This window comes from Paenibacillus eucommiae, from assembly GCF_017874215.1.
In the GTDB taxonomy this organism is placed as follows: domain Bacteria; phylum Bacillota; class Bacilli; order Paenibacillales; family NBRC-103111; genus Paenibacillus_AI; species Paenibacillus_AI eucommiae.
The window spans coordinates 251,228-271,105 of sequence record NZ_JAGGLB010000001.1 but is presented as its reverse complement, the minus strand read 5'-3'; the positions used below and the strand labels follow the sequence as shown (position 1 = coordinate 271,105).

At 48.8% G+C, this 19,878-nt stretch carries 12 protein-coding genes; 9 read left to right on the top strand and 3 right to left on the bottom strand.

Annotated features, from left to right (window positions below; genetic code table 11):
- The first annotated feature begins 27 nt into the window (after positions 1-27).
- The 6 genes from J2Z66_RS00890 to J2Z66_RS00865 all read left to right on the top strand — a co-directional run bounded on the left by J2Z66_RS00890 (position 28) and on the right by J2Z66_RS00865 (position 11,504).
- Complete coding sequence (locus J2Z66_RS00890; protein WP_209968685.1) at positions 28-1,923, top strand: ligand-binding sensor domain-containing protein; 1,896 nt, start codon at positions 28-30, stop codon at positions 1,921-1,923.
- A gap of 13 nt (positions 1,924-1,936) precedes the next feature.
- Positions 1,937-2,881, top strand: coding sequence for an ABC transporter permease (locus J2Z66_RS00885; protein ID WP_209968683.1), 945 nt, complete (start codon positions 1,937-1,939; stop codon positions 2,879-2,881).
- Between the two features lie 18 nt (positions 2,882-2,899).
- On the top strand, positions 2,900-3,781 hold the full coding sequence (locus tag J2Z66_RS00880) for a carbohydrate ABC transporter permease (RefSeq protein ID WP_209968680.1): 882 nt from the start codon (positions 2,900-2,902) through the stop codon (positions 3,779-3,781).
- A 164-nt stretch (positions 3,782-3,945) separates the two neighbouring features.
- Positions 3,946-9,045: an S-layer homology domain-containing protein gene (locus J2Z66_RS00875; protein WP_209968677.1), complete on the top strand. Its 5,100-nt coding sequence runs from the start codon at positions 3,946-3,948 to the stop codon at positions 9,043-9,045.
- Positions 9,046-9,523: 478 nt separating this feature from the next.
- A complete protein-coding gene (locus J2Z66_RS00870) occupies positions 9,524-10,888 on the top strand; it encodes an MATE family efflux transporter (RefSeq protein WP_376774351.1) in 1,365 nt (454 codons plus the stop codon).
- Positions 10,889-10,904: 16 nt separating this feature from the next.
- Complete coding sequence (locus J2Z66_RS00865) at positions 10,905-11,504, top strand: TetR/AcrR family transcriptional regulator (protein ID WP_209968675.1); 600 nt, start codon at positions 10,905-10,907, stop codon at positions 11,502-11,504.
- Between the two features lie 239 nt (positions 11,505-11,743).
- Here J2Z66_RS00865 and J2Z66_RS00860 read toward each other — a convergent pair whose 3' ends face one another.
- Together J2Z66_RS00860 and J2Z66_RS00855 are read right to left on the bottom strand one after the other, a co-directional pair.
- A complete protein-coding gene (locus J2Z66_RS00860) occupies positions 11,744-13,141 on the bottom strand; it encodes a right-handed parallel beta-helix repeat-containing protein (protein ID WP_245375183.1) in 1,398 nt (465 codons plus the stop codon).
- A gap of 768 nt (positions 13,142-13,909) precedes the next feature.
- Positions 13,910-14,779 (bottom strand): AraC family transcriptional regulator, encoded by an 870-nt coding sequence (locus tag J2Z66_RS00855; RefSeq protein WP_209968672.1) that lies wholly within the window; start codon positions 14,777-14,779, stop codon positions 13,910-13,912.
- 239 nt (positions 14,780-15,018) lie between these two features.
- Here J2Z66_RS00855 and J2Z66_RS00850 point away from each other — a divergent pair, with 239 nt between their 5' ends.
- From J2Z66_RS00850 to J2Z66_RS00840, 3 genes are all read left to right on the top strand, one after another.
- Positions 15,019-16,041 (top strand): helix-turn-helix domain-containing protein, encoded by a 1,023-nt coding sequence (locus J2Z66_RS00850; RefSeq protein WP_209968669.1) that lies wholly within the window; start codon positions 15,019-15,021, stop codon positions 16,039-16,041.
- 165 nt (positions 16,042-16,206) lie between these two features.
- Complete coding sequence (locus tag J2Z66_RS00845) at positions 16,207-17,208, top strand: ABC transporter substrate-binding protein (protein WP_209968667.1); 1,002 nt, start codon at positions 16,207-16,209, stop codon at positions 17,206-17,208.
- A gap of 144 nt (positions 17,209-17,352) precedes the next feature.
- A complete protein-coding gene (locus J2Z66_RS00840) occupies positions 17,353-19,068 on the top strand; it encodes an ABC transporter ATP-binding protein (protein ID WP_209968665.1) in 1,716 nt (571 codons plus the stop codon).
- A gap of 513 nt (positions 19,069-19,581) precedes the next feature.
- Here J2Z66_RS00840 and J2Z66_RS43295 read toward each other — a convergent pair.
- The gene (locus J2Z66_RS43295) at positions 19,582-19,716 is read right to left on the bottom strand and encodes a hypothetical protein (RefSeq protein WP_281068771.1); all 135 of its coding nucleotides are present in this window, start codon (positions 19,714-19,716) and stop codon (positions 19,582-19,584) included.
- Positions 19,717-19,878: the final 162 nt, after the last annotated feature.

Sequence of the window (19,878 nt, the reverse complement as noted above, 5' to 3'; positions counted from 1 at the left end):
GTATGGTTCAATAGGAGAATAGAATGTTTGGCTGCTGGCTGCGCGACCTTGAAGTCTCGTGCAGCCAGTTATGGCTCCATCGTAACAGACAGGATACCAATCACTACTATTATTTTTAATTTGCCTAAGAGAGGAATTAGAAGATTTATGGGGGCTAATGTTAAACATTACACCGCAGTAGCTGAGCCATGCCGCAATTTTAATATTTTGGGGATGACGGTTTTTATCGATCCGCAAGACGGGCGCGAGAAGTTCGTATTATCCAATTGCATCGAAGGCTCAACGGGCAATCTTATATTCATCGACACGGAGACAGGTAGGGGAGAGGTGCTGCAGCTGCCCGGGGATACCGGAGCATGGGCATTGTTATATCTGCCGCAGTACGGGCGGCTGCTTGTTGGCACCTGCGAGAGCTATGGCTACTTGCATAGCCTTGATCTGAAATCGCGAACGTGGGCAAAGCCGCTTCGGCATGAGAATGAGCTTTACATATGGAATTTGGCCCTTGGTTCGGACGGAATGGTGTATGGTGGCACTTATCCGGGATGCCTGCTGCTGCGGTACGATCCCGAGAGGCATACGCTTGATTCGATGGGCCGTGTCTCGGACAATCCACGCGACCAATATAGCAGAACCGTATATGGCGGGGTGCCGGGACATATGGTCATTATTGGAGGCTATGACAGCTCGTTTCTTCGTGCTTACCATATCGGGACTCGATCCTTTTTCGATTTTGGAACGCCTGGGGCGGAAGTGCGACAAATTACGGATGATTTTATTTGTACGGAATATAACGGCAGCTTTGAGTTTTTCGACCCCAAAACCTTTTCTCCTATATCGGGTGAAGGGCTGATCGAACAATTGGAAATGAACAGGCTAGCTCTTCCGGACGGCAGTAATCGTCCTATAATCAAGCTGGCTAGTGGAAGCTGGGCGGGCGTATGCGGACAGGACTACTTTCTTGCGGATGCGGATGGAGGAAGGCTTGATCTGCGAAGTATCCCCGTCCCCACGCCTCCAACCGCCATTCACACAGTTATCGCGGATGATAACGGAATGATCTGGGGGGCGACTGAGTTCGGCCAGACGATATTCAGCTGCAATCCGGAGGACGGCACCTACTGGAATTCATCTAACGTCTGCAATAGCGGAGGTGAAGTATATGGCATGCAGCTGTTGGAAAGCAAGCTGTATCTCTCCGCCTACGCTGGTGGCGATCATATTGTTTATGATCCGCAGCAGCCATGGGACCAGTTGAACAACATTAATCCGAAGACGCTGCGCTCAGTCGCTCCGGACCTGATCAGGCCGACCGGCCGGACCAATCTTGGACCGGATGGCGGCATATGGACGGGCTGGTCGGCCAGCTACGGCACCTACGGAGGCGGTCTCTCACGTATCGATCCAAGCACACAGGAGGTAAGTTCGTGGTACGATCCTATTCCCGGTCAACAGGTGAGTGGTCTTACTGCAGATAAGAAGCATATCTACTTTGCGACGAATGGATATGCAAGCGGGCTGCCGTATAACGACGATGTAAACTGCCATTTCGCCGTTTGGTCGCCAGAAGGCCGTGTTGTGTTCAAACACGCTTTCCCTCAAGGCGTTAAGCTCGGATTTGTGCTGGCCGTCGGCGGAAGAGTGCTCGTTCCTGCTGGTAGCGAAATGCATCTGTTCGACACTCACTCGATGGCCTTTGTTGATAGCATCGATATGGAGCAATCAAGTGGTGCGCTTGTCGCGTTGGACAGCGAACGTGCAGCCGTGTTTGGGAAAGATCTGCTCGTGCTTAACGTCCGAACGGGCCGGTTGGAGCGTAACTGTGAGCTGCCTGGGCATGTCCATACGGCGGCTTTGACGAAGAGCGGCGATTTGTACTTTGCTTGGAAAACCATTTTGTATAGACTAAACGCCAAACTATAGGAGGCTGTAATGTATGAATGTCGCGCTTGAAACATCGCCTGCACCACCTAAGAAGAAGCGCAAAAGAGTGTATCGAAAAACATTGTTTTCCCTTTATTTGCTGCTGGCTCCCGTATTTATTTTGTCATTTGTTTTTAAGTACATTCCGATTTACGGAATCATTATTGCATTCGAAGACTTTTCTCCATTTAAAGGATTTTTCAACAGTCCCTGGGTTGGTCTCAAGCATATTAAGTACTTTTTGACCGATGAGACATTTTGGATGGTGATGAAAAATACGCTGATATTGAACTTCTACGATATCGTATTTGGCTTTACAGCGCCGATCATATTCGCGATTCTGGCGAACGAGATCATGAACAAGTCGTTCAAACGGGTGACACAGACGATCTCTTATTTACCGCATTTTCTTTCGTGGGTAGTCGTTTCAGGTATATTTTATCAAATGTTGTCTCCATCAACCGGACTTGTGAATGAACTGATCAAGTGGTTCGGAGGTACGGAAATTTTCTTTATGACGGAAAAAGATTTTTTTCGGGGCATTCTCGTTTCTGCAGGCTTATGGAAGGAGATCGGCTGGTCGGCCATTTTATATTTTGCAGTCATCGCTGGTATAGACTCCAGCTTATACGAAGCTGCCAGCATCGACGGAGCGGGGCGGGTACGCCAAATATGGCATATTACGCTGCCGGGCATGGTACCGATGATTGTTTTACTGCTGCTGCTGCGCTTGGGAAGCATATTTGATGTTGGTTTTGAACGGGTTTTTACGATGCAGAATGCGCTCGTGCTTGATGAATCGGACGTAATGAGCACGTATATATACCGCTTAGGTCTCGAAAGGGCCCAGTACAGCTTGACGACTGCCATCGGATTTGTTCAAAGCCTGCTTGGTTTTTTAATGCTGGTTACGGCTAACAAGCTGTCGAAAAAAACGACAGGCATGGGACTTTATTAGGAAGCAGGAGGAACGGCTATGGTACACAGATCAACGTCAAGAAAAATATTCGAAGTAGTCAATTACTTACTCTTCATTTTGTTCTGCATCTCAATTATCGTACCTTTTATCAATGCAATCGCCATCTCGCTCAGCAGCTATGACGCTCTTGAACAGGGCAAAGTAGGGTTGTGGCCGAAGGAATTTACTTGGGAATCCTACAAAAACCTGGCCTACAGCAAGCAGTTCCTGCGGACGTTATTTAATACCATCTTTTTGACTGTAGTCAACACGACGCTTGTGATTATTTTATCGCTGGCCGCAGGCTATGCCATGTCGCATAAGCATCTGCTCGGGCGCGGATTCCTGTTCATTTATTTGATCATTCCGATGTATTTCAGCGGTGGCTTGATTCCTACTTATTTGCTGATTAACGGTTTGGGCATGAACAACACTTACTGGGCTCTTATATTGCCGGCGGTGGTAAACATTTTTTACATTATTGTTTTCCGCAATCAGATTAACCAGCTGCCACAGGAGCTTATGGAATCAGCAGAAATCGATGGTGCCAGCGAATCGCGCATTTTGTTCAATATTATCGTCCCGCTTGTCCTGCCTATGGCGATGGCGTTTGTCGTATTCAGCGCAGTCTCCTACTGGAACGAATGGTTCGGCGTGCTGATCTACATTCGTGACCGTTCGATGTGGACGCTGCAGTTCCAGGTGCGCGACATCTTGATTAACTCGGCTCTGGTCGATTCGACCACGCAGAAAGTGCTGGCCAGCCAGGCACCGAAGGTACATCCGGAAAACCTGAAGATGGCAGCGCTTATGCTGACTATTTTACCGATTATTGCGGTGTATCCATTCGTACAAAAATACTTCATTCACGGGCAATTGGTCGGTGCGGTGAAAGGGTAAGCAGCTCGCGGGCTCTATCTTAAGGGAAAGGAGGTGGTTTACGATCTGTTGGAGATAGATTCGCAAAAATGTCATCTATTCTTCAAATCACCAGGTCACCAGGTCACCAGGGAATGAGGCAAGCCCGGTTAGTCCTTATTTAAAACATGAAGGGAGTAGAGTACATGATGAAAAAGAAGCTGATCAGCCAATTATTGATATTCATGATTGTTTGTTCTTCAATGATTATTCCGGCAGGATCTGCAAAAGTTCAGGCCGCTGCCGAGCTTCTGCCAAACGCTGATTTCGAGGAAGTTGTAAGCGCCAAGCCCGGGCAGTGGGTGGAGGGAGCCAGCGGCTCTGTCACGTCCATTTCTGATAGCGTTTACGTTCGCAGCGGCAATTACAGCGTCAAACTGGACGATACCAGCGCTATCACTTCGACAGAAATAGAGAGCGCTCACATTCCAGTTACACCGGGGACAACATATCGTGCGAGTGTATATGCGTATGACGTGGAGGGAACATCCCAATTTTATCTGCAATATTGGAACAGTTCCAATGAGCGCATCGGTGCTCAGTACGTAAGCAACCCGTCACAGAACCAGTGGAACCGGCTCGAAATTGTGGGGGAAGCGCCAGCCGGCACTACTTATGCAACGCTGCTGCTTTATTTGCATATGACCAATGTGGGCACCTCCTATTTTGACAACGCATCGCTGCAGGCAGCGCTGTCTGCATCAGACCCGAATTTCGGCTTTGAGGATGTTATAAGTGGAAAGCCGGGCAATTGGAGCGATTTCGAAGGAAACAGTCTCTATCAATCCGTCACGGATATCGTCTACTCGGGAACGTACAGTGTTAAGCTGGATGATCCTTCACCCGTCCATGCGACTGGCATGCGCAGTGTACATTTGCCGATAACGCCGGGGGAGGCATATCGCGCCTCCGTTATGAACTATAACGTTTCAGGTGTATCCCAATTGTATCTTGAATACTGGAACAGTTCCGATGAGCGGATCGACGTGGTGGTTGGTACGAACTCAGCGTCAGGCAGCTGGCAGCAGCTTGTCCTTAACCGCGCTGCACCTCCGGATGCAGCCTATGCGACGATTCTTTTATATTTGCATGGTACTAACATCGGCAGTGCCTATTTCGATGAAGCTGTGTTCGGACCTGCCCCAACCGAGCCGCTTCGTGAATTTCCGCTTCTTGTGAATGATCATCCGCGTCTTTTTTTCACCAGCAGTGATCTTCCCGCTCTCCGCGCGAAAGCCAACGATGATGTCCATACTGCATTTGGCCTGACCGGCAAACAAATATGGACATCACTGGAAAACAAAGCCCGGCCTTACTTGGATGAAACGGACTTCACCATCCATTATTATGATGAGTTTAGAGTTACATTCCCCCTGCCACCGGAGCAGCCTGGACCGATTCCGAATCCGCCGGGTTTTGAAACGATCGGATACCCTTATTGGACAGCGATGAGCAGAGCGATCGAGGATCGGCTGGAAGCGCTCAGTCTGGCGTACGTCATTACTCAGGAGCAGGCTTTTGCTGATAAGGCCAAGCAGTACCTGCTTGCGATGACGACCTGGGATTCATGGACGGATGTTGGCAGTCAATGTGAAGGCATAACCTGTCTGGACACAGCTCACATCACACTAGGTGTCAGCATGGCTTATGATACTTTGTACGATTTGTTGACAGAGGTGGAACGGACGCAGATCGAAAACGCGCTGGAGTCCAAGGGATTGATTCCGCTTTACATCGATTCAACGGGAAGGGTAGACAACAATATTGAAGCCTTGCGCGCTATCGCTCTTGGTGTGGGAGCAACGGCCGTGCTTGGCAAGCTGCCAAATGCGAATAAATACTTGACCAGAGCGGCTAACTATTATCAGTGGTATATGGATTCACGGATGTCTTCCGGCCAACAGGAAGGATTAATGTATTCGGCCTATACTATGGATAATATGATGAGGGCGATCGACAGCATTTCGCGGGCAACAGGGCTTTCGGAGTTCATCGATCATCCCTACCTGAATGATTTTATCGTCCGCTGGCTGACTTATTTCCTGGTGCCGGGAGGCGGCGATTGGGCTAAATTCTCCGATTCGCAATATGGCAGCTATTCCGTGCCGACACTGAGTGTTATCAACAATAGACTTCAGGATGGCCATGCAGGCTGGTACATGGATGAAACGAGGACGGAATCGGATCTATTTATGCGCTTCCTGTATTTTAATCCGCAGCCAGTGATTACGCAGCCTGATGATTGGCCTGCATCTGCAGTGCTTGATGAAATCGGGTGGGCGGCACTCCGTTCAGGCTGGGAAAATGATGATACGCTGTTCGCCTTCACCAGCAACAATTCCCGGCTGGGGCACAATCATTACGACCAGAACAGCTTCCAGATCGGTATCAACCGCTCCTGGATTGCGGCTGATCCTGGATATCAGGATTATACGCCGGGTCCGGCGAATGATTTCACTGTGCGGATGGGTCATAGCACGATTCAAGTCGATGGCCAGGGGCAGTCGGAATTGGGTGGGGGCAGCTTAACGAAGGGCATGCTGTCTCCGACTTATGATTACGTGAAAGGCTCGGCTGCGGGGGCTTATACAAGCCCGAAGCTGGAGAAATTCGACCGCCATATCGTCTATATGAAGCCTGACTATTTCGTTATGTTCGATGACTTGAAAGCAGATATACCCCGAACATTCGATTGGGTGCTTTACAATGGCGGCCTGTCTGAAATGGCAGTTGATGGACAGACGGTGCCCTTCGGACAGACAACACAGGGGAACAATTTATATGTGAACAACGGCAGGGCGGCCTTAACGGCAAAATTTCTGAGCTCCAGTCCGATGCCGATTACGACACAGCTTTACCCGGGTGCGGAAAGCTACGGCTATTCCTCGAAAGTATCGAGCGGAGCCCCGGCAACTGATTTCCGGTACTTGACTGTGCTGAAGGCGGCTCCTGTTCACGTTGAAGGCCAGTACCGGGCAACAGAGCTGCTGCCGCCACTCGAGACATCCAGCAAGCTGGTCAAAGTCGTCGAGGCCGCCAACACACAGCTGGTTTTTTACCGGGCGGATACGGTTGGAGATTACATGACGCTCGAATTTAATGTCGATGAAGCCGGAACCTATGCGCTCGATACGATGTTCATTCAGTCCCCCTCCTACGGAAAGGTGCAGACTTATCTGGATGGCCAGCAGATTGGGGGCGTATATGATGGCTACAATGCTGAGGTTCAGGCGGCAGGCCCATTCCATCATGGCGATGTAACGCTTCAGGCGGGAACACATACGATTCGTTATGAAATTGTTGGCAAAAACGCAGCTTCCGACAACTACTTCTTGGGAGTTGATACGATCAAGCTTACCCTTGCCGGGTCCGGCGGCGATCCTGAGCCGCAGATCGAGAAGGAGATTGCTGCAGAGCGGGTACAGGGCATTGGGGCAATCGGTGCAAAAATTGAACGGGAAGACAATGATGCCACAACCGACTATGTCCTATTCAAAACAGAAGGCTCCGAGTATTTAATAGAAGGAATTCATAGTGATGCCGATCAATCGGTCGTTAGCCGCAAGGGAACCGGCGATGTCACGGGGTATAAATTAAGCGGCGGCACCTTCCTTCAAGATGACTGTGTCGTGCTATTGCAGGGAGAAGAGCCGTTCAATGCTGCCTTTGATTTCATCGCAGATACGATGGAATGGCAAGGAATCGTGGAGCTTAAGCAAGCTCAATCCTTGCAATTGCATGCCTCTTCTGCAGGGCAGGTTATGCTTGACGGTAATCAGCTTGGCAGTAGCGAATACAGCTTCGATCCAGCCAATAAACTGTTAACGATCCAGCTATCCGCTGGCGTATATCAGATCGTTGTGTCGGAGGAGACTACACCATCGCCAACAACAACACCGACTCCAACGCCATCACCAACTTCAACACCGGTGCCAACATCCACGCCAACACCATCGCCAACTCCAAGCATGCCGCCCGCGAACTCTTCATCAGGCAAAGGTATTGGAGAAGGCAGTGACCACGGAGCTGAAGGAAGAAGCAAAATACGTGATATTTCCACTGATGAGCTGAAGGCTGCCAAGGATGGGAAGATCGAAATCGTCTTATCAGCCGACACTGGAGAAATCATTCTACCCAGCGATGCTGGAAAAATGCTCAATGGGAACCGCTTGATGGTTACGGCTGGAGATGTGAGAGTAGAAATAACCAGCGAATTATTGATGCATGCAGCAGCAGGGGCGAGTGAGAGTGAGGGTAAGCAGGGCAGATTTTCGCTCAAAATGGCAGCCCTTTCGACAAGCGACGCTAATCAGATGCTGGGTAGAGCGGCAGGCAATATTTACGCTCAGCTGAATGCGGCTAGTCCGGTATATGACATCGCGGTATCGTTAATTACGGCTGATGGACGTCGAATTGCCATTGGCAAATTTGATCATCTACTGAAGGTCGGGTTCAAGATACCGTCGAATGCGGATAGGCAGCTGCTTGGTATTTACCTCGTTGGTGAAGCCGGGCAGCTGGAATATAAGGGTGGAGCAATTGAAGGAAATTGGATGGAAACGACGGGAATAACTGATGTGACCGAAATGACCAAAATGATGAAAAAGACGGAAACGAAAGAAGGATTAGCTGGTAGGTATGCTTTGTTGGAATATGATAAAACGTTTTTAGATATTCCAGCGGGTTTCTGGGCGGCGAAAGTGATCAAGGTGCTTTCCGCTCATCATTTGATCGAGGGAGTGGACGATGAGCACTTTGCCCCACAGCGTCCGATTACCAGAGCGGAGTTCACTGCGCTGCTTGTACGTATCCTTGGGGTGAATGAGCAGGCTGACGTGCCTTTCTCCGATGTCCAGCCTGGCGATTGGTATGCAGCTGCGATTGCTTCTGCGGTCAAAGCCGGCCTGGTGAACGGTGTAAGCGGCAACCGTTTTGCGCCAAATGAACCGGTTAGCCGCGAGCAAATGGCCGTACTGCTGCTGCGTGCTTATGAATGGAAAACTGGGAAGAAACTATCAAATGAAGTAAAGGTGACTGGTATTACAAGTGTGATTACAAGTGGTGCAGGATTCAAGGAATTTGTGGATCAAGCTGATGCAAGCGAATGGGCGCGGCCTTTCATCCAGGCAGCTGCGGAAAACGGAATTGTCCAGGGCAAGCTAAATAGCCGATTTGCTCCGAAGGATGCAACCAGTCGCGCCGAGATCGCACAAGCAGTTTACAACCTGTTGGAAAAAATCAAATAAAGCTTCATGAAAAAGCTGGGGCAGTAGAGTGAGATTGGTGGTAGAACGTAGAACCCTTTTGAACCCTTTTCCCTTGGTCAAAACAGATTTTAGATGGGGGAAAGGTTTGGTCGAGGTGTACTACCGCCGGTAACGATGTTTTTCATCGTTAAACGATGAAATTTTTAGGAAGAAGGCTCGTTAGTGATGTTTTTCATCACTAACGAGCCTTCTTGTCGTGTTTGAGGCCCTCTTCGGCCTCGATAACGATGTTTTTCATCACTAAACGCTACCGAAATTTTTAGGAACAGTGCTCTTTAGTGATGTTTTTCATCATTAAAGTGCGCACCCATCAGCCAAACATCGCTGAGCCAGATTCTGTAGACTGTACGGAGTGTACTCAGTCAAGATTTCAGTCAAGATTTGTATCTCTTTTGTTCTTATGCTATAATACAAACCGAACGTTCAGTATGTAATCGGAAAGCTACCGGGGGAGTGCATGATGAAAGAACAACAAACGCTACATTTACTGGATACACAATCCGTTGGGCAAGCATTCCTTCGATATTTGATCCCATCCATGCTTGGGATGCTGCTGGTTGCTGTCAATATTGTGGTCGATGGTGTAATGGTTGGCAACAAGCTGGGATCAACGGCGTTGGCTGGGCTAGGGATTGCAAGTCCTGTGTATTCGCTTTTTGTGGCGATGTCGCTCTGGATTGGTATTGGCGGTGCAACCGTGTATTCTCATGCCTTGGGGGCCAAGGATCGGCTTAGGGCGCAGACGGTTTTTACGTATTCGGTGACGATTATTTTTGTGGCTACACTGGTGATAGGAATCACTGCATTTATTTTTCGGGATCCGCTTATATATGGACTTGGGGCCAATGCAGAGACGTATCCTTATGCTTCCGCCTATATGAAGGTCATGCTGATGTTTGGCTTTGTATTTACGGTGGAAAATGCGCTGAGTGTATTTGTCCGCAATGACGGCAACCCGAATCTGTCGATGGTGGCACATATTACCTTTGCGCTGTCCAATATTGTTATCAATTACATCATTTTATATGTACTTGAATTAGGGGTTGCCAGTGTTGCATTCGGTACGATTCTCGCAGCTTTCCTGGGATTGCTTGTGTTGCTAACGCATTTTCTCAAAAAGGCAAATCAGTTAAAGCTGCGGCGTATCAAATGGGACAAGACTCTGCTGATTACGGTTATTGTTATCGGGTTTCCAAGCTTTTTGGCCGAGGTCGGGCTTTCGGTTTTTACGATATCTCATAATCTTTCGTTGGAGCGGATTGCAGGGACAGACGGGGTTGCCGCGTTTTCCATTATGAATTATATTCATAGCATTATTTTATTAACATTTCTGGGAATGGGCTCGGCGATACAACCACTGATCAGTTATTATCATGGCGGCAAACAGGACGAACGTAAACGGCGTACGATCCGGATCGCGGTCCAGACAGCGCTGGGGGCGGGAGTGGCCCTGCTATTGATTGTGCAAATGGCTGCTGTTCCGATTGTTGGTATTTTTGGCAGCTTTAGTGATGGAGTGACGGATCTTGCGGTGAGCGGATTGAGGATATTCGTGATGGCTTACCTGTTTATGGGGATTAATTTCGTGATGATGACCTATTTCCAATCGATTGGCAGCGTGAGAATGGCGACCTGGATTACAGCAGCGCGTGAAATGATTCTAATGCTAGCGATAATTTTGATACTTCCGAAGCTCATCGGGATTACGGGTGTTTGGCTGGCTGTTCCTTTGTCAGAATGTATGGTACTAATCACCATTGTCATTTATTATAAAAGACATGCACAATCTGAGAAAAATCCGTTACGCAAGGCCGATATCTGAAAAGGGGCTGGAGCAGTTGAATAAAAAGCAGTTGCAGAGCGAGCAAACTAAAAAAAAGGTGGCTGAAGCTGCGCGGGCATTGTTTGGTCAAAAAGGGTATGCAGCCACTTCGATTGAAGATATTGTAGCAGCTACCGGAAGCAGCAAAGGCAACATCTATTATCACTTTCAAAGCAAAGAGGGGCTATTCCTGCATCTTTTGGACGAATGGGACCGGGAGTGGAAGCAGCAGTGGAGTGAGAAAGAGCAGCTCTATACTACCATAGAAGAGAAACTGTATGGTTTTGCGGAGCACCTGGTTGCCAACGATCTAAATCACCCGCTGACCAAAGCGACGGATGAATTTATAACTAGTGAGTGGGAAAGAAGCGATGTGCAAGAAAATGTAGCTAATTACCTCACAGAGCATATTCAGTTCAACCAGGAGATGCTGCAGCAGGCGATGGAGGCGGGCGAGCTGAAATCTGATGACGCCTGGACGCTTGGTTTTATTCTGGAGGGGCTGCTTATGGGACTTGGGGAAATGTCCAAACGTACCTCAAACAACGAATCGACATTAAATATGTATCAAAAAGCGATTCATGTGTTTCTTCATGGCACAGTGGGAAAGAATTGAACAGTCATTAAGGGCCCGAATTAGTCCTGGACAGATTTAGGACAGATCTATGATTGGTCCCTGAATGGTCCAGGACAGATCCATGAATGGTCCAAGACAAATCCAAGACAGATCCAGGACAAATTCAAGAATGATCCTAGATTAGCCCTGGACTTGTCCTGCTTTTCCTAAATTCGTCCGGAATGTAAATAGTCCTGAATAGTCCCGAGAGGATAGCAGCTACGGCTATTACTGCCGGATTACATGCCGAACCAGGTCCAATACGGAACCGATGTATAATTGATCTGAATCGTCTCATTCGGCTCCAGCGTGATCGTACCGGACTGCATCCCAGCAATACCTTGCCCGTTTTTACCGATCCAGGTTACGCCTCCTCCATGAATCAACACCTGGCAGGTGGCTGAATATGAATTGGCAAAGACCACGCCCGATGCCGGAACGGCTGGCTGCGGACTGATGGCTCCTATGGGATTAAAGCCCATGCAGTCCTTTATTTTACCCTTTTTTCCCACTGCTGTATCCAGGTACACTGCCCCTGTCAAATTGTTCTTTAAATCGCTATCGGCTACCAGATATTCGTCAGCCCCCGCAAGCAGCTTTATGCCATATCCCTGTGTAGCAGCCAGATCCTGCGTATACCGGCAGGAGGAAACTCCACGTATGATGGTTCGTTTTACATTTTCCCCGACAACAATTCCGGCATAGGTCCCCGCATACAAAAGGGAATTCAAAGCATAGATGCCGCCATTCACTTTAACCCCGTCAGCCAGAATCGTCATTCCCGAACCCGCATTCCATACCACAATACAGTTGTTGATATCGACCTTCTGATTGTATGGGGTAATGTAAATCCCTTCGCGATTGTTCAGTGCAGTCTGGCTCGGATTGCTGCCGGCATATTCAATAAAACTGTCGGAAATGCAAATATTTGCACCGTTGGAGTCCAGTAAAATACCGTAACCCAAATTTGTGCCAATCGACAGCTGCTCCAGCAGCACATCGTAAATATGATCTGTCTGCTTGTCCAATGCCCCAATCCATACGCCATGTCCGCCATTGTTGAACGATTCGCATTTGGTCATGTACAAGCCGCCCGTTCCCCGGTAAAAATAGAAGCCGGACCCGCCGTTATTCATGGAGTACACGTTAGAGAACGTCATATTGCTAATCGCAACCCGCACACCGTCTCGCACATTGTCCATAACCATACTATCAACAAACCAGGCTCCCGCGATATTTCCTTCCAGGAGTAATCCGATGTCCTGGTTTCGAATATATAAATTTTCGAAATGAAATCCCATGCCCGATGCTGCACTGTATATCCCGTAACCTCCTGCTGTCGCGGGGACCGAGCGGTCTATGGTTATATTACGCAGCAGTACCTGGCTTAAATCGTTATTGTACGTAATGATTGGGGTTGTTGCATCCATTCCGATGAGCGCCGTATTTTGCGGGTCGCTGCCGACCATGGCTACCCGGCTGTTATTGACCAACCCTGTAACCATATACTTTCCGGCAGGAAAATAAACACTTCTGATCTCCGTTGGGGATACTACAGCAGCATTAAGCGCTGCTTGTATGGCCGCGGTATCATTTGTTACTCCGTCTCCTTTGGCTCCAAATTGCTTTACATCCATTAGCAGGATCATTCCCTTCTTGGTATGTTTGGTAGTCCAGGCAGCTTTAGCAAGTTGTTAGTAATAATATATAATTAGCGGTATCTATATTCAATTCCACTTTGTTGTGAGGAAAGTATACATTTTTGCGGTGGAGTATGAAAAGTGACTTGTGGCGCTCTTGAGGTGCGTGTTCGTGACGTGGGAGCGTTGCGGAGGTAAGGGGCGTGGGCTCCAGCCGCTGTTAAAGATTTGTTCCCTTGAATGAAATGGATGATGAGGTAGGAACAAATCTTTAAAGGCGGACGCTATTGCTCTTCCTCCCACACCCCTTACCTCTCTTTAGCTACAATCGCACGAACACCAAGCTCAAACGGACAACCAGCAAGGGTCTCCCTCTTGATTAGAGGAGATTTCCTAACGGGTGCAGGAGCTGGAGATGAAGAGCCCACGCAACTGAGAGAAGCTGATGCTTTAACGATGAAAAACATCGTCTTAAATGGCGTACGCTCATTTCAGCGGAGGGCGGGCTGCTACTAACCCGCATCCTCCCCTGATTCCTTTCCGCTCAGCCCCAAAGTGCCGAACCTGCCACGATCAAATGGATAACGAACTGCCAGTAGAAGTTACTTTCCTGGCCAATAGTTCATAAAAAAAAGACCCGGCTGCCTGCAGCCGGACCTGAACCTGATAAGTACCAAAGAAAGCGTATACATATAGCCCTGTGCAACACCGGGCACCGGCTCTCGCGGTATAAAATTTAGAATGTGTTTGAGACTCTGAATCTGTTTAGGAATTGAGGTAGATAGTACGATACTGGCCCGGAGGGATGCCAATTTGTTCGCGAAATACTTTGGAGAAATATTTGCCGTTCTGATAACCGATTTCCTGGGCGATGGACTCCAGATTTTCGTTCGTGTTCAAGAGCAGCTCGATGGCACGCTTCATGCGGGTTTTGGTAAAGTGCTGCATAATCGTGGTGCCGGTGTGTTGATGGAACGAGCGGGTGAGATGGAATTTAGACACCTGCAGCCGGTTCGCCAATTCATCTAGACCGGTTAAGGTCCGGTAATCGCTGTCAATAAGGTCAACCACCCGTTTAATCGAATCGGGTAAAGGAGAGGGGGTGCAGGTATTGTGATGGGCAGACCGGTATAATTCCGTCAGGAATTGGTAAGCTGCGCCTGCAGACTGGAAGCCGTCTACCAGATGACCTTGGCAGGCTTCCCAAAAAAGACGAACCAAATAGCGAATAACGAACGAATCGGGTTCGAATACGGTGACGCTGCCTAACTGCTGGCGGATAACGGACCAGCATTTGTTCACATGCTCTCCACTGAGAACGATAAAGAGAGAGAGCCAGCCTTCGTCTTCTCCTGGATAATAGTACTCATGATCGCTAGGTACATCTACAAGAAATGCTTTGCCTGTTTCAAGCGTGTAAAGCTGCTCCCCAATTCTGATCATGCCCTTACCTTTCAAAGTATATTGAAAGATAAAATTGCCTGCCTGCCCGCGTTTCAGCCCGTTCCATATATACGGAGTGAAATTCACCTCCGAGCAGCCAATGGATTTTAATAAAGCAGGTGCTCCGGGCGGAGATTCGCCAAAATTAAAAATATGGGCGTCCTGCGGAAGATCAAAGTAATGGGTTTTCAACGTTGTATACCCCCATTGCTATGAATTGAAATTGAAGGTAAATCAAACTGATTATACAATAGAAACAGGCAATTAAACAAGAAGTGCGGGACAAACACCTGTCAGCGGAGGGGAGGCCAATTTGTCCTTGCAACAATGCGAATCAGAGTTCAGTGTGGATTTATTTTGAATGAAGCTTGTTTCACTGCTGATAATCTTTTATAATGATAATCGTTATCAATTGAAAATGGGAGGTACAGATGCATCCATATGCGAAGTCTTCAACAGCGGCGGGTTCTCCTGATATACAGCGGCTATTTAACGTTTATTATGATTCCATGTTCCTGTCGCGGCAGCCATCGGCGGGCTCGGAAATGATGCAGATGGATCAAGCAGCTGGCGAAGGAAAGATCAGGCGAATGGCCACAGCTTCGGGCATGGAAATTGTCGAGTCCGATTTCTGTATGAGAAAGGATAGCCGTATTCAGATGCAATCTTCCGCTGCTATGGCAGAGTTAAGTTTTTGTATGCAGGGCAGCGGAGAGGTGGAGGTCGCGGAACACAAGAAGCACGAGCTGCTGCAGGACAGTTGTTCGCTCCAGCTGATCCGTGATTTTTCCGCTTCTTTTGGCTATGAAGGAGGAAAGGACTTTCGTTCTGTGGCCATTGGAATTCCTGTGGCATTATTCGATTATTATGTTGGCGGGTTTGAAAAAAAAGATAACCTGAGCTTCGCAGCTTTACTGCGTTCGAAATCGTTCAGGATGTTCCGCAAACCGGTGGATTCAGTAACCACCCGGCTGCTGCATGAGCTTATAAACTGTCCTTATACACATGGAATGCGTGAGTTATTTGTTGAGAGTAGAGCTCTTGAGCTGATTTACAGGTATCTGGAAATTTTCCTGCTTGAGCTGGACGGCAGCAGAAGGCAGTCATCACAGCTATCTCGTACGGAGCAGGGTAAAATTGGCGAGGCCAAGCAGCTGCTGCTGCACAGAATGGAGTCACCGCCCTCCTTACTGGAATTAGCGAGGCTGGTCGGACTCAATGATTACAAGCTGAAGGTGGGCTTTAAGGAGATGTATGGCAAAAGCGTCTACGCTTATCTGCGCGACAGGCGCATGGAGAAGGCCTGGGAGCTAATGAGCTATAGCGGGATGAACGTCAGTCAAGCCGCGGGGATGGTTGGCTATGCGAATTTCAGTCATTTCGCGGCAGCATTTCATAAGCAGTTTGGTTTCAATCCTTCTGAATTGAGCAGCGGGAAAATTTCGAAACCATAGCAGTGGAGGAGCGGGATCCGGAATTGTATTTCCGGCTTTTTTTTGCGCAAATAAAATCCGTCAGCCATCATATTCTCCGTTTGCGGGTAGTCCATAGCTTCCGTCAGATGATATTCTTATCCTCGTTCTAGTGAGAATAATTATCAATGAAGGGGTGGAATGGCTATGATTCAATTGAACAAAATTTCGTATGTGGGAATCTTTCTCTTGTTTGTTTTGCTGCTGGCCGGCTGCAGCAATTCAGAAGGGAATACGACACCAAAACAGGAACAAGAGGGGACAACTCCAGAGGCCACGGTTAAAGTGCAAGAAGCTGAGGGGCAACAAACTCGTAAGGTCATGGATGCCAAAGGGGAGGTCACTATCCCTGCCAATCCGCAGCGGATTGCGGATATTTCGGGTTCGACCGAAGAACTGCTGATACTTGGCTTCAAGCCGATACTGAGTGGCAATACCGACATGGCCGATCCTACCCTGCTTACACCTATTGTGAAAGAAAAGCTTGGAAAGAGTACGAGCACAGCAGGATGGTTCCAAACAGAGATTAATCTGGAAGCATTAGTAGCGGCCAGCCCTGACTTGATCCTGGCCGGACCGACCCAGGAAAAAGTTTATGAGCAGCTGGAGAAGATTGCTCCGACTATAAGAGTGCCCTTTGGCTTCAATGCGTTTCGGGACCGCTTCGCTTTTGTAGCCGAGGTTATGGACAAGACAACAGAGATGAAGAGCTGGCTGAAATCCTATGAAGAGCGTGCAGCCGATTTGCACAGCCAGATTGAGGCGGTTACCGGACAGGAGACGTTTGCTGTCATCGAAGCTACTCAAAAGGAAATTCGCATTTATTCCCGTACAGGCGTTGCCGCTATCCTATTTAATGACCTGTCTTTGCCGATGGCGCCGGGAACACCCGAGCCTGACCCATGGGGAGGAAAGGTGACGAGTCTGGAGGCTCTGGCAAGCTTTGATGCGGATCATATTTTACTGCTGGCGGAAAATGATCAGAATGTGCTAGAGCAGAATGACATCTGGAGCAATCTGAGAGCGGTCCGGTCCGGACACGTGTATCGCATGACTACCCGGCAGAACTATAATGAAGCCTTTTTCGCGCTAGGCAAGCTTGCTGTTATGGAGCAGATTAGCGGAGACATTTTGCAAAAAAAGAACTAAAAACGGGTAACACTCCAGCATTTCTTAAAAATAAGTTGACAATGATAATCGTTATCAATTAAATTAGGAGCATGGAGCAAATCTTAGCCAGACAGGCTGGTTCCTTATCTATAGCCCAAAGAACGAAGGGGGAGCTGACTCTGAATGCTGAGACGCTTTTATGCTTATTACCGTCCTTATAAAAGATTGTTTATTCTTGATTTCTCATGTGCCATTCTAGCTGCGCTGCTTGAGCTTGTTTTTCCGCTTGCCCTTAACAGGGTCGTTGATGATCTGCTTCCAAGCGGCAACTGGAAATGGATTCTGTTCGCTTGTCTGGGTCTTCTGGGTATTTATATCATCAGTTCGGCGCTTCATTATGTAGTGACCTACTGGGGGCATAAGCTGGGCATCAACATCGAGTCGGACATGCGCAAAAAGCTGTTTGACCGCATACAGAAACTGTCGTTCCGGTTCTTCGATAATAACAAAACGGGCCACCTCGTTTCCCGTATGACCAACGACCTAATGGATATTGGGGAAATTGCCCACCACGGGCCAGAGGATTTATTTATTGCCATCATGACCCTGCTGGGAGCGTTCGGCATCATGCTTGGCATCAACTGGAAGCTGGCGGTCCTGACCTTTATTATCGTTCCGTTCATGATTTATTTGTCGATGTATTTTGGCGGTAAAATGTCACGTGCCTTCAACCGTATGTTTAGAGATATTGCAGACTTTAACGCGCGTGTGGAGAACAATGTCAGCGGCATTCGTGTTGTTCAGGCATTTGCCAACGAGAATCATGAAATCAACCGGTTTGCGGAAAATAATGAGCGATTCCGGCTAACGAAGCTGCTAACTTACCGTATTATGGCCTGGAACTCCTCGATCAGCTTCATTCTGATGAAATTTGTATCGCTGTTTGTGCTTGTATGTGGAACCTGGTTTGTTATCCAGGGGCAGATGACTTATGGAGAATTTATTGCTTTTCTGCTGCTGTCCAATGTGTTTCTGGCACCGATCGAGCAGATCAGCTCCGTTATTGAGACCTATCCGAAAGGCATTGCCGGCTTTAAGCGTTACCTGGAGCTTCTCGAAACGGCGCCTGATATAGACGACCTTCCTGATGCGAAGCCGGCCTCCAACCTGCGCGGAGATATCGAATTCCACGGCGTTAGCTTTGGTTATGAGAACAAGGAGCAGGTACTGCAAAATGTCAATCTGTCTGTGCGATCAGGGGAAAGCATAGCGCTAGTCGGCCCATCGGGAGGAGGTAAATCGACGCTGTGCAGTCTGCTGCCGCGCTTCTATGATGTGGATAGCGGCTCCATTACCATCGACGGCATAGACATCCGTCAGATGACGCTGGAATCTTTGCGTTCCCATATTGGGATCGTACAGCAGGATGTGTTCCTCTTCGACGGGACGATCCGTGACAATATTGCCTACGGCAAGCTGCATGCACCTGAGGAGGAAATCTGGCAGGCCGCAAGACGCGCGCAGCTCGAGGAATTGATCCTTTCCCAGCCGGAAGGTCTGGACACGATGATCGGCGAGCGCGGCGTGAAGCTCTCTGGCGGCCAGAAGCAGCGTCTGTCCATCGCCCGGATGTTTCTGAAAAATCCGCCGATTCTTATTCTGGATGAAGCGACCTCTGCGCTTGATACAGAAACGGAGGCAGCCATCCAACTTGCCCTCTCGGAGCTGTCCCGGGGGAGGACGACACTGGTCATAGCGCACCGTCTGGCCACAATCAAGGATGCCGACCGCATCCTGGTGGTAGCTGACCAGGGCATTGCTGAGCAGGGAACCCACGAGGAGCTGACTGCTGTTGGCGGGGTTTACAGCCGCCTGCACCGGGCACAATTTGGGGCTTAAAGCTCCAGCATGAAGCTGAGTTTGTAGCCAAGCATTAGGCCAAGCTTAGGTCAAACTATCGGCCAAACTATAGGTCAAAGAGTGAATCTCATAGCACTTCCTCAACGGAGTTGTACAAGTCATCTTTCTGACTTAGGACAGCTCCGTTTTTGTGATTTTTTGATGCAGAGCCTCGATTAGAAGCATACATGTAGGGAGAGCGCAGTCAGTCTGCGAGTAGTTTTTCCAGTAGCCAGCGCCCTCGATCCGATTTGGGCAAGTTGCTCCCAAGTTGCCCCCGAGGTATTTCGAGTTGATTCGGGTGTCTCGGGTGTCTCGGGGTCGCTAGGTTGCCTGCTGCGCTATCGACTTAACGATGTTTTTCATCGTTAAAGTAAGTGTTCCAGGTCAATCCGTCACTTTAATGATGTTTTTCATCGCTAAAAGAGGCCGGATGGCCCCTCTGGGTGTACAAAAGGGATTTTAACGATGTTTTTCATCGTTATCTCAAGTTTGAGGAGGGGGCACAGCGTTTTAACGATGAAAAACATCGTTAAAGAAGCCGCTAAGCCGCTGTTCATCCCAAGAATCTGAAGATGCGCCCGGATCTACGCGAGCCCCAGCAACTACGCCTGCATCTATACCCGGATCTGCCCCCAGCCCCAGCAACTACGCCTGCAACTATACCCGGATCTGCCCCAGCCCCAGCATCTAAGCCTGCATCTATACCCACATCTACGCCTACGCTTGCCCCGCGCCCAAGTCAACGCCCAATGGGGAATCTCCTTCAGCCAAGGGAGAGAATTCTTGCTGGCTGCCCTTTTGGGATTT

Bases quoted from the DNA above. Each gene is read 5' to 3' on its own strand.
- J2Z66_RS00885 (WP_209968683.1), top strand. From the start codon at position 1,937: ATGAATGTCGCGCTTGAAACATCGCCTGCACCACCTAAGAAGAAGCGC.
- J2Z66_RS00860 (WP_245375183.1), bottom strand. From the start codon at position 13,141: ATGGATGTAAAGCAATTTGGAGCCAAAGGAGACGGAGTAACAAATGAT.
- J2Z66_RS00840 (WP_209968665.1), top strand. From the start codon at position 17,353: ATGCTGAGACGCTTTTATGCTTATTACCGTCCTTATAAAAGATTGTTT.
- J2Z66_RS00880 (WP_209968680.1), top strand. From the start codon at position 2,900: ATGGTACACAGATCAACGTCAAGAAAAATATTCGAAGTAGTCAATTAC.
- J2Z66_RS00875 (WP_209968677.1), top strand. From the start codon at position 3,946: ATGATGAAAAAGAAGCTGATCAGCCAATTATTGATATTCATGATTGTT.
- J2Z66_RS00850 (WP_209968669.1), top strand. From the start codon at position 15,019: ATGCATCCATATGCGAAGTCTTCAACAGCGGCGGGTTCTCCTGATATA.
- J2Z66_RS00870 (WP_376774351.1), top strand. From the start codon at position 9,524: ATGATGAAAGAACAACAAACGCTACATTTACTGGATACACAATCCGTT.
- J2Z66_RS00845 (WP_209968667.1), top strand. From the start codon at position 16,207: ATGATTCAATTGAACAAAATTTCGTATGTGGGAATCTTTCTCTTGTTT.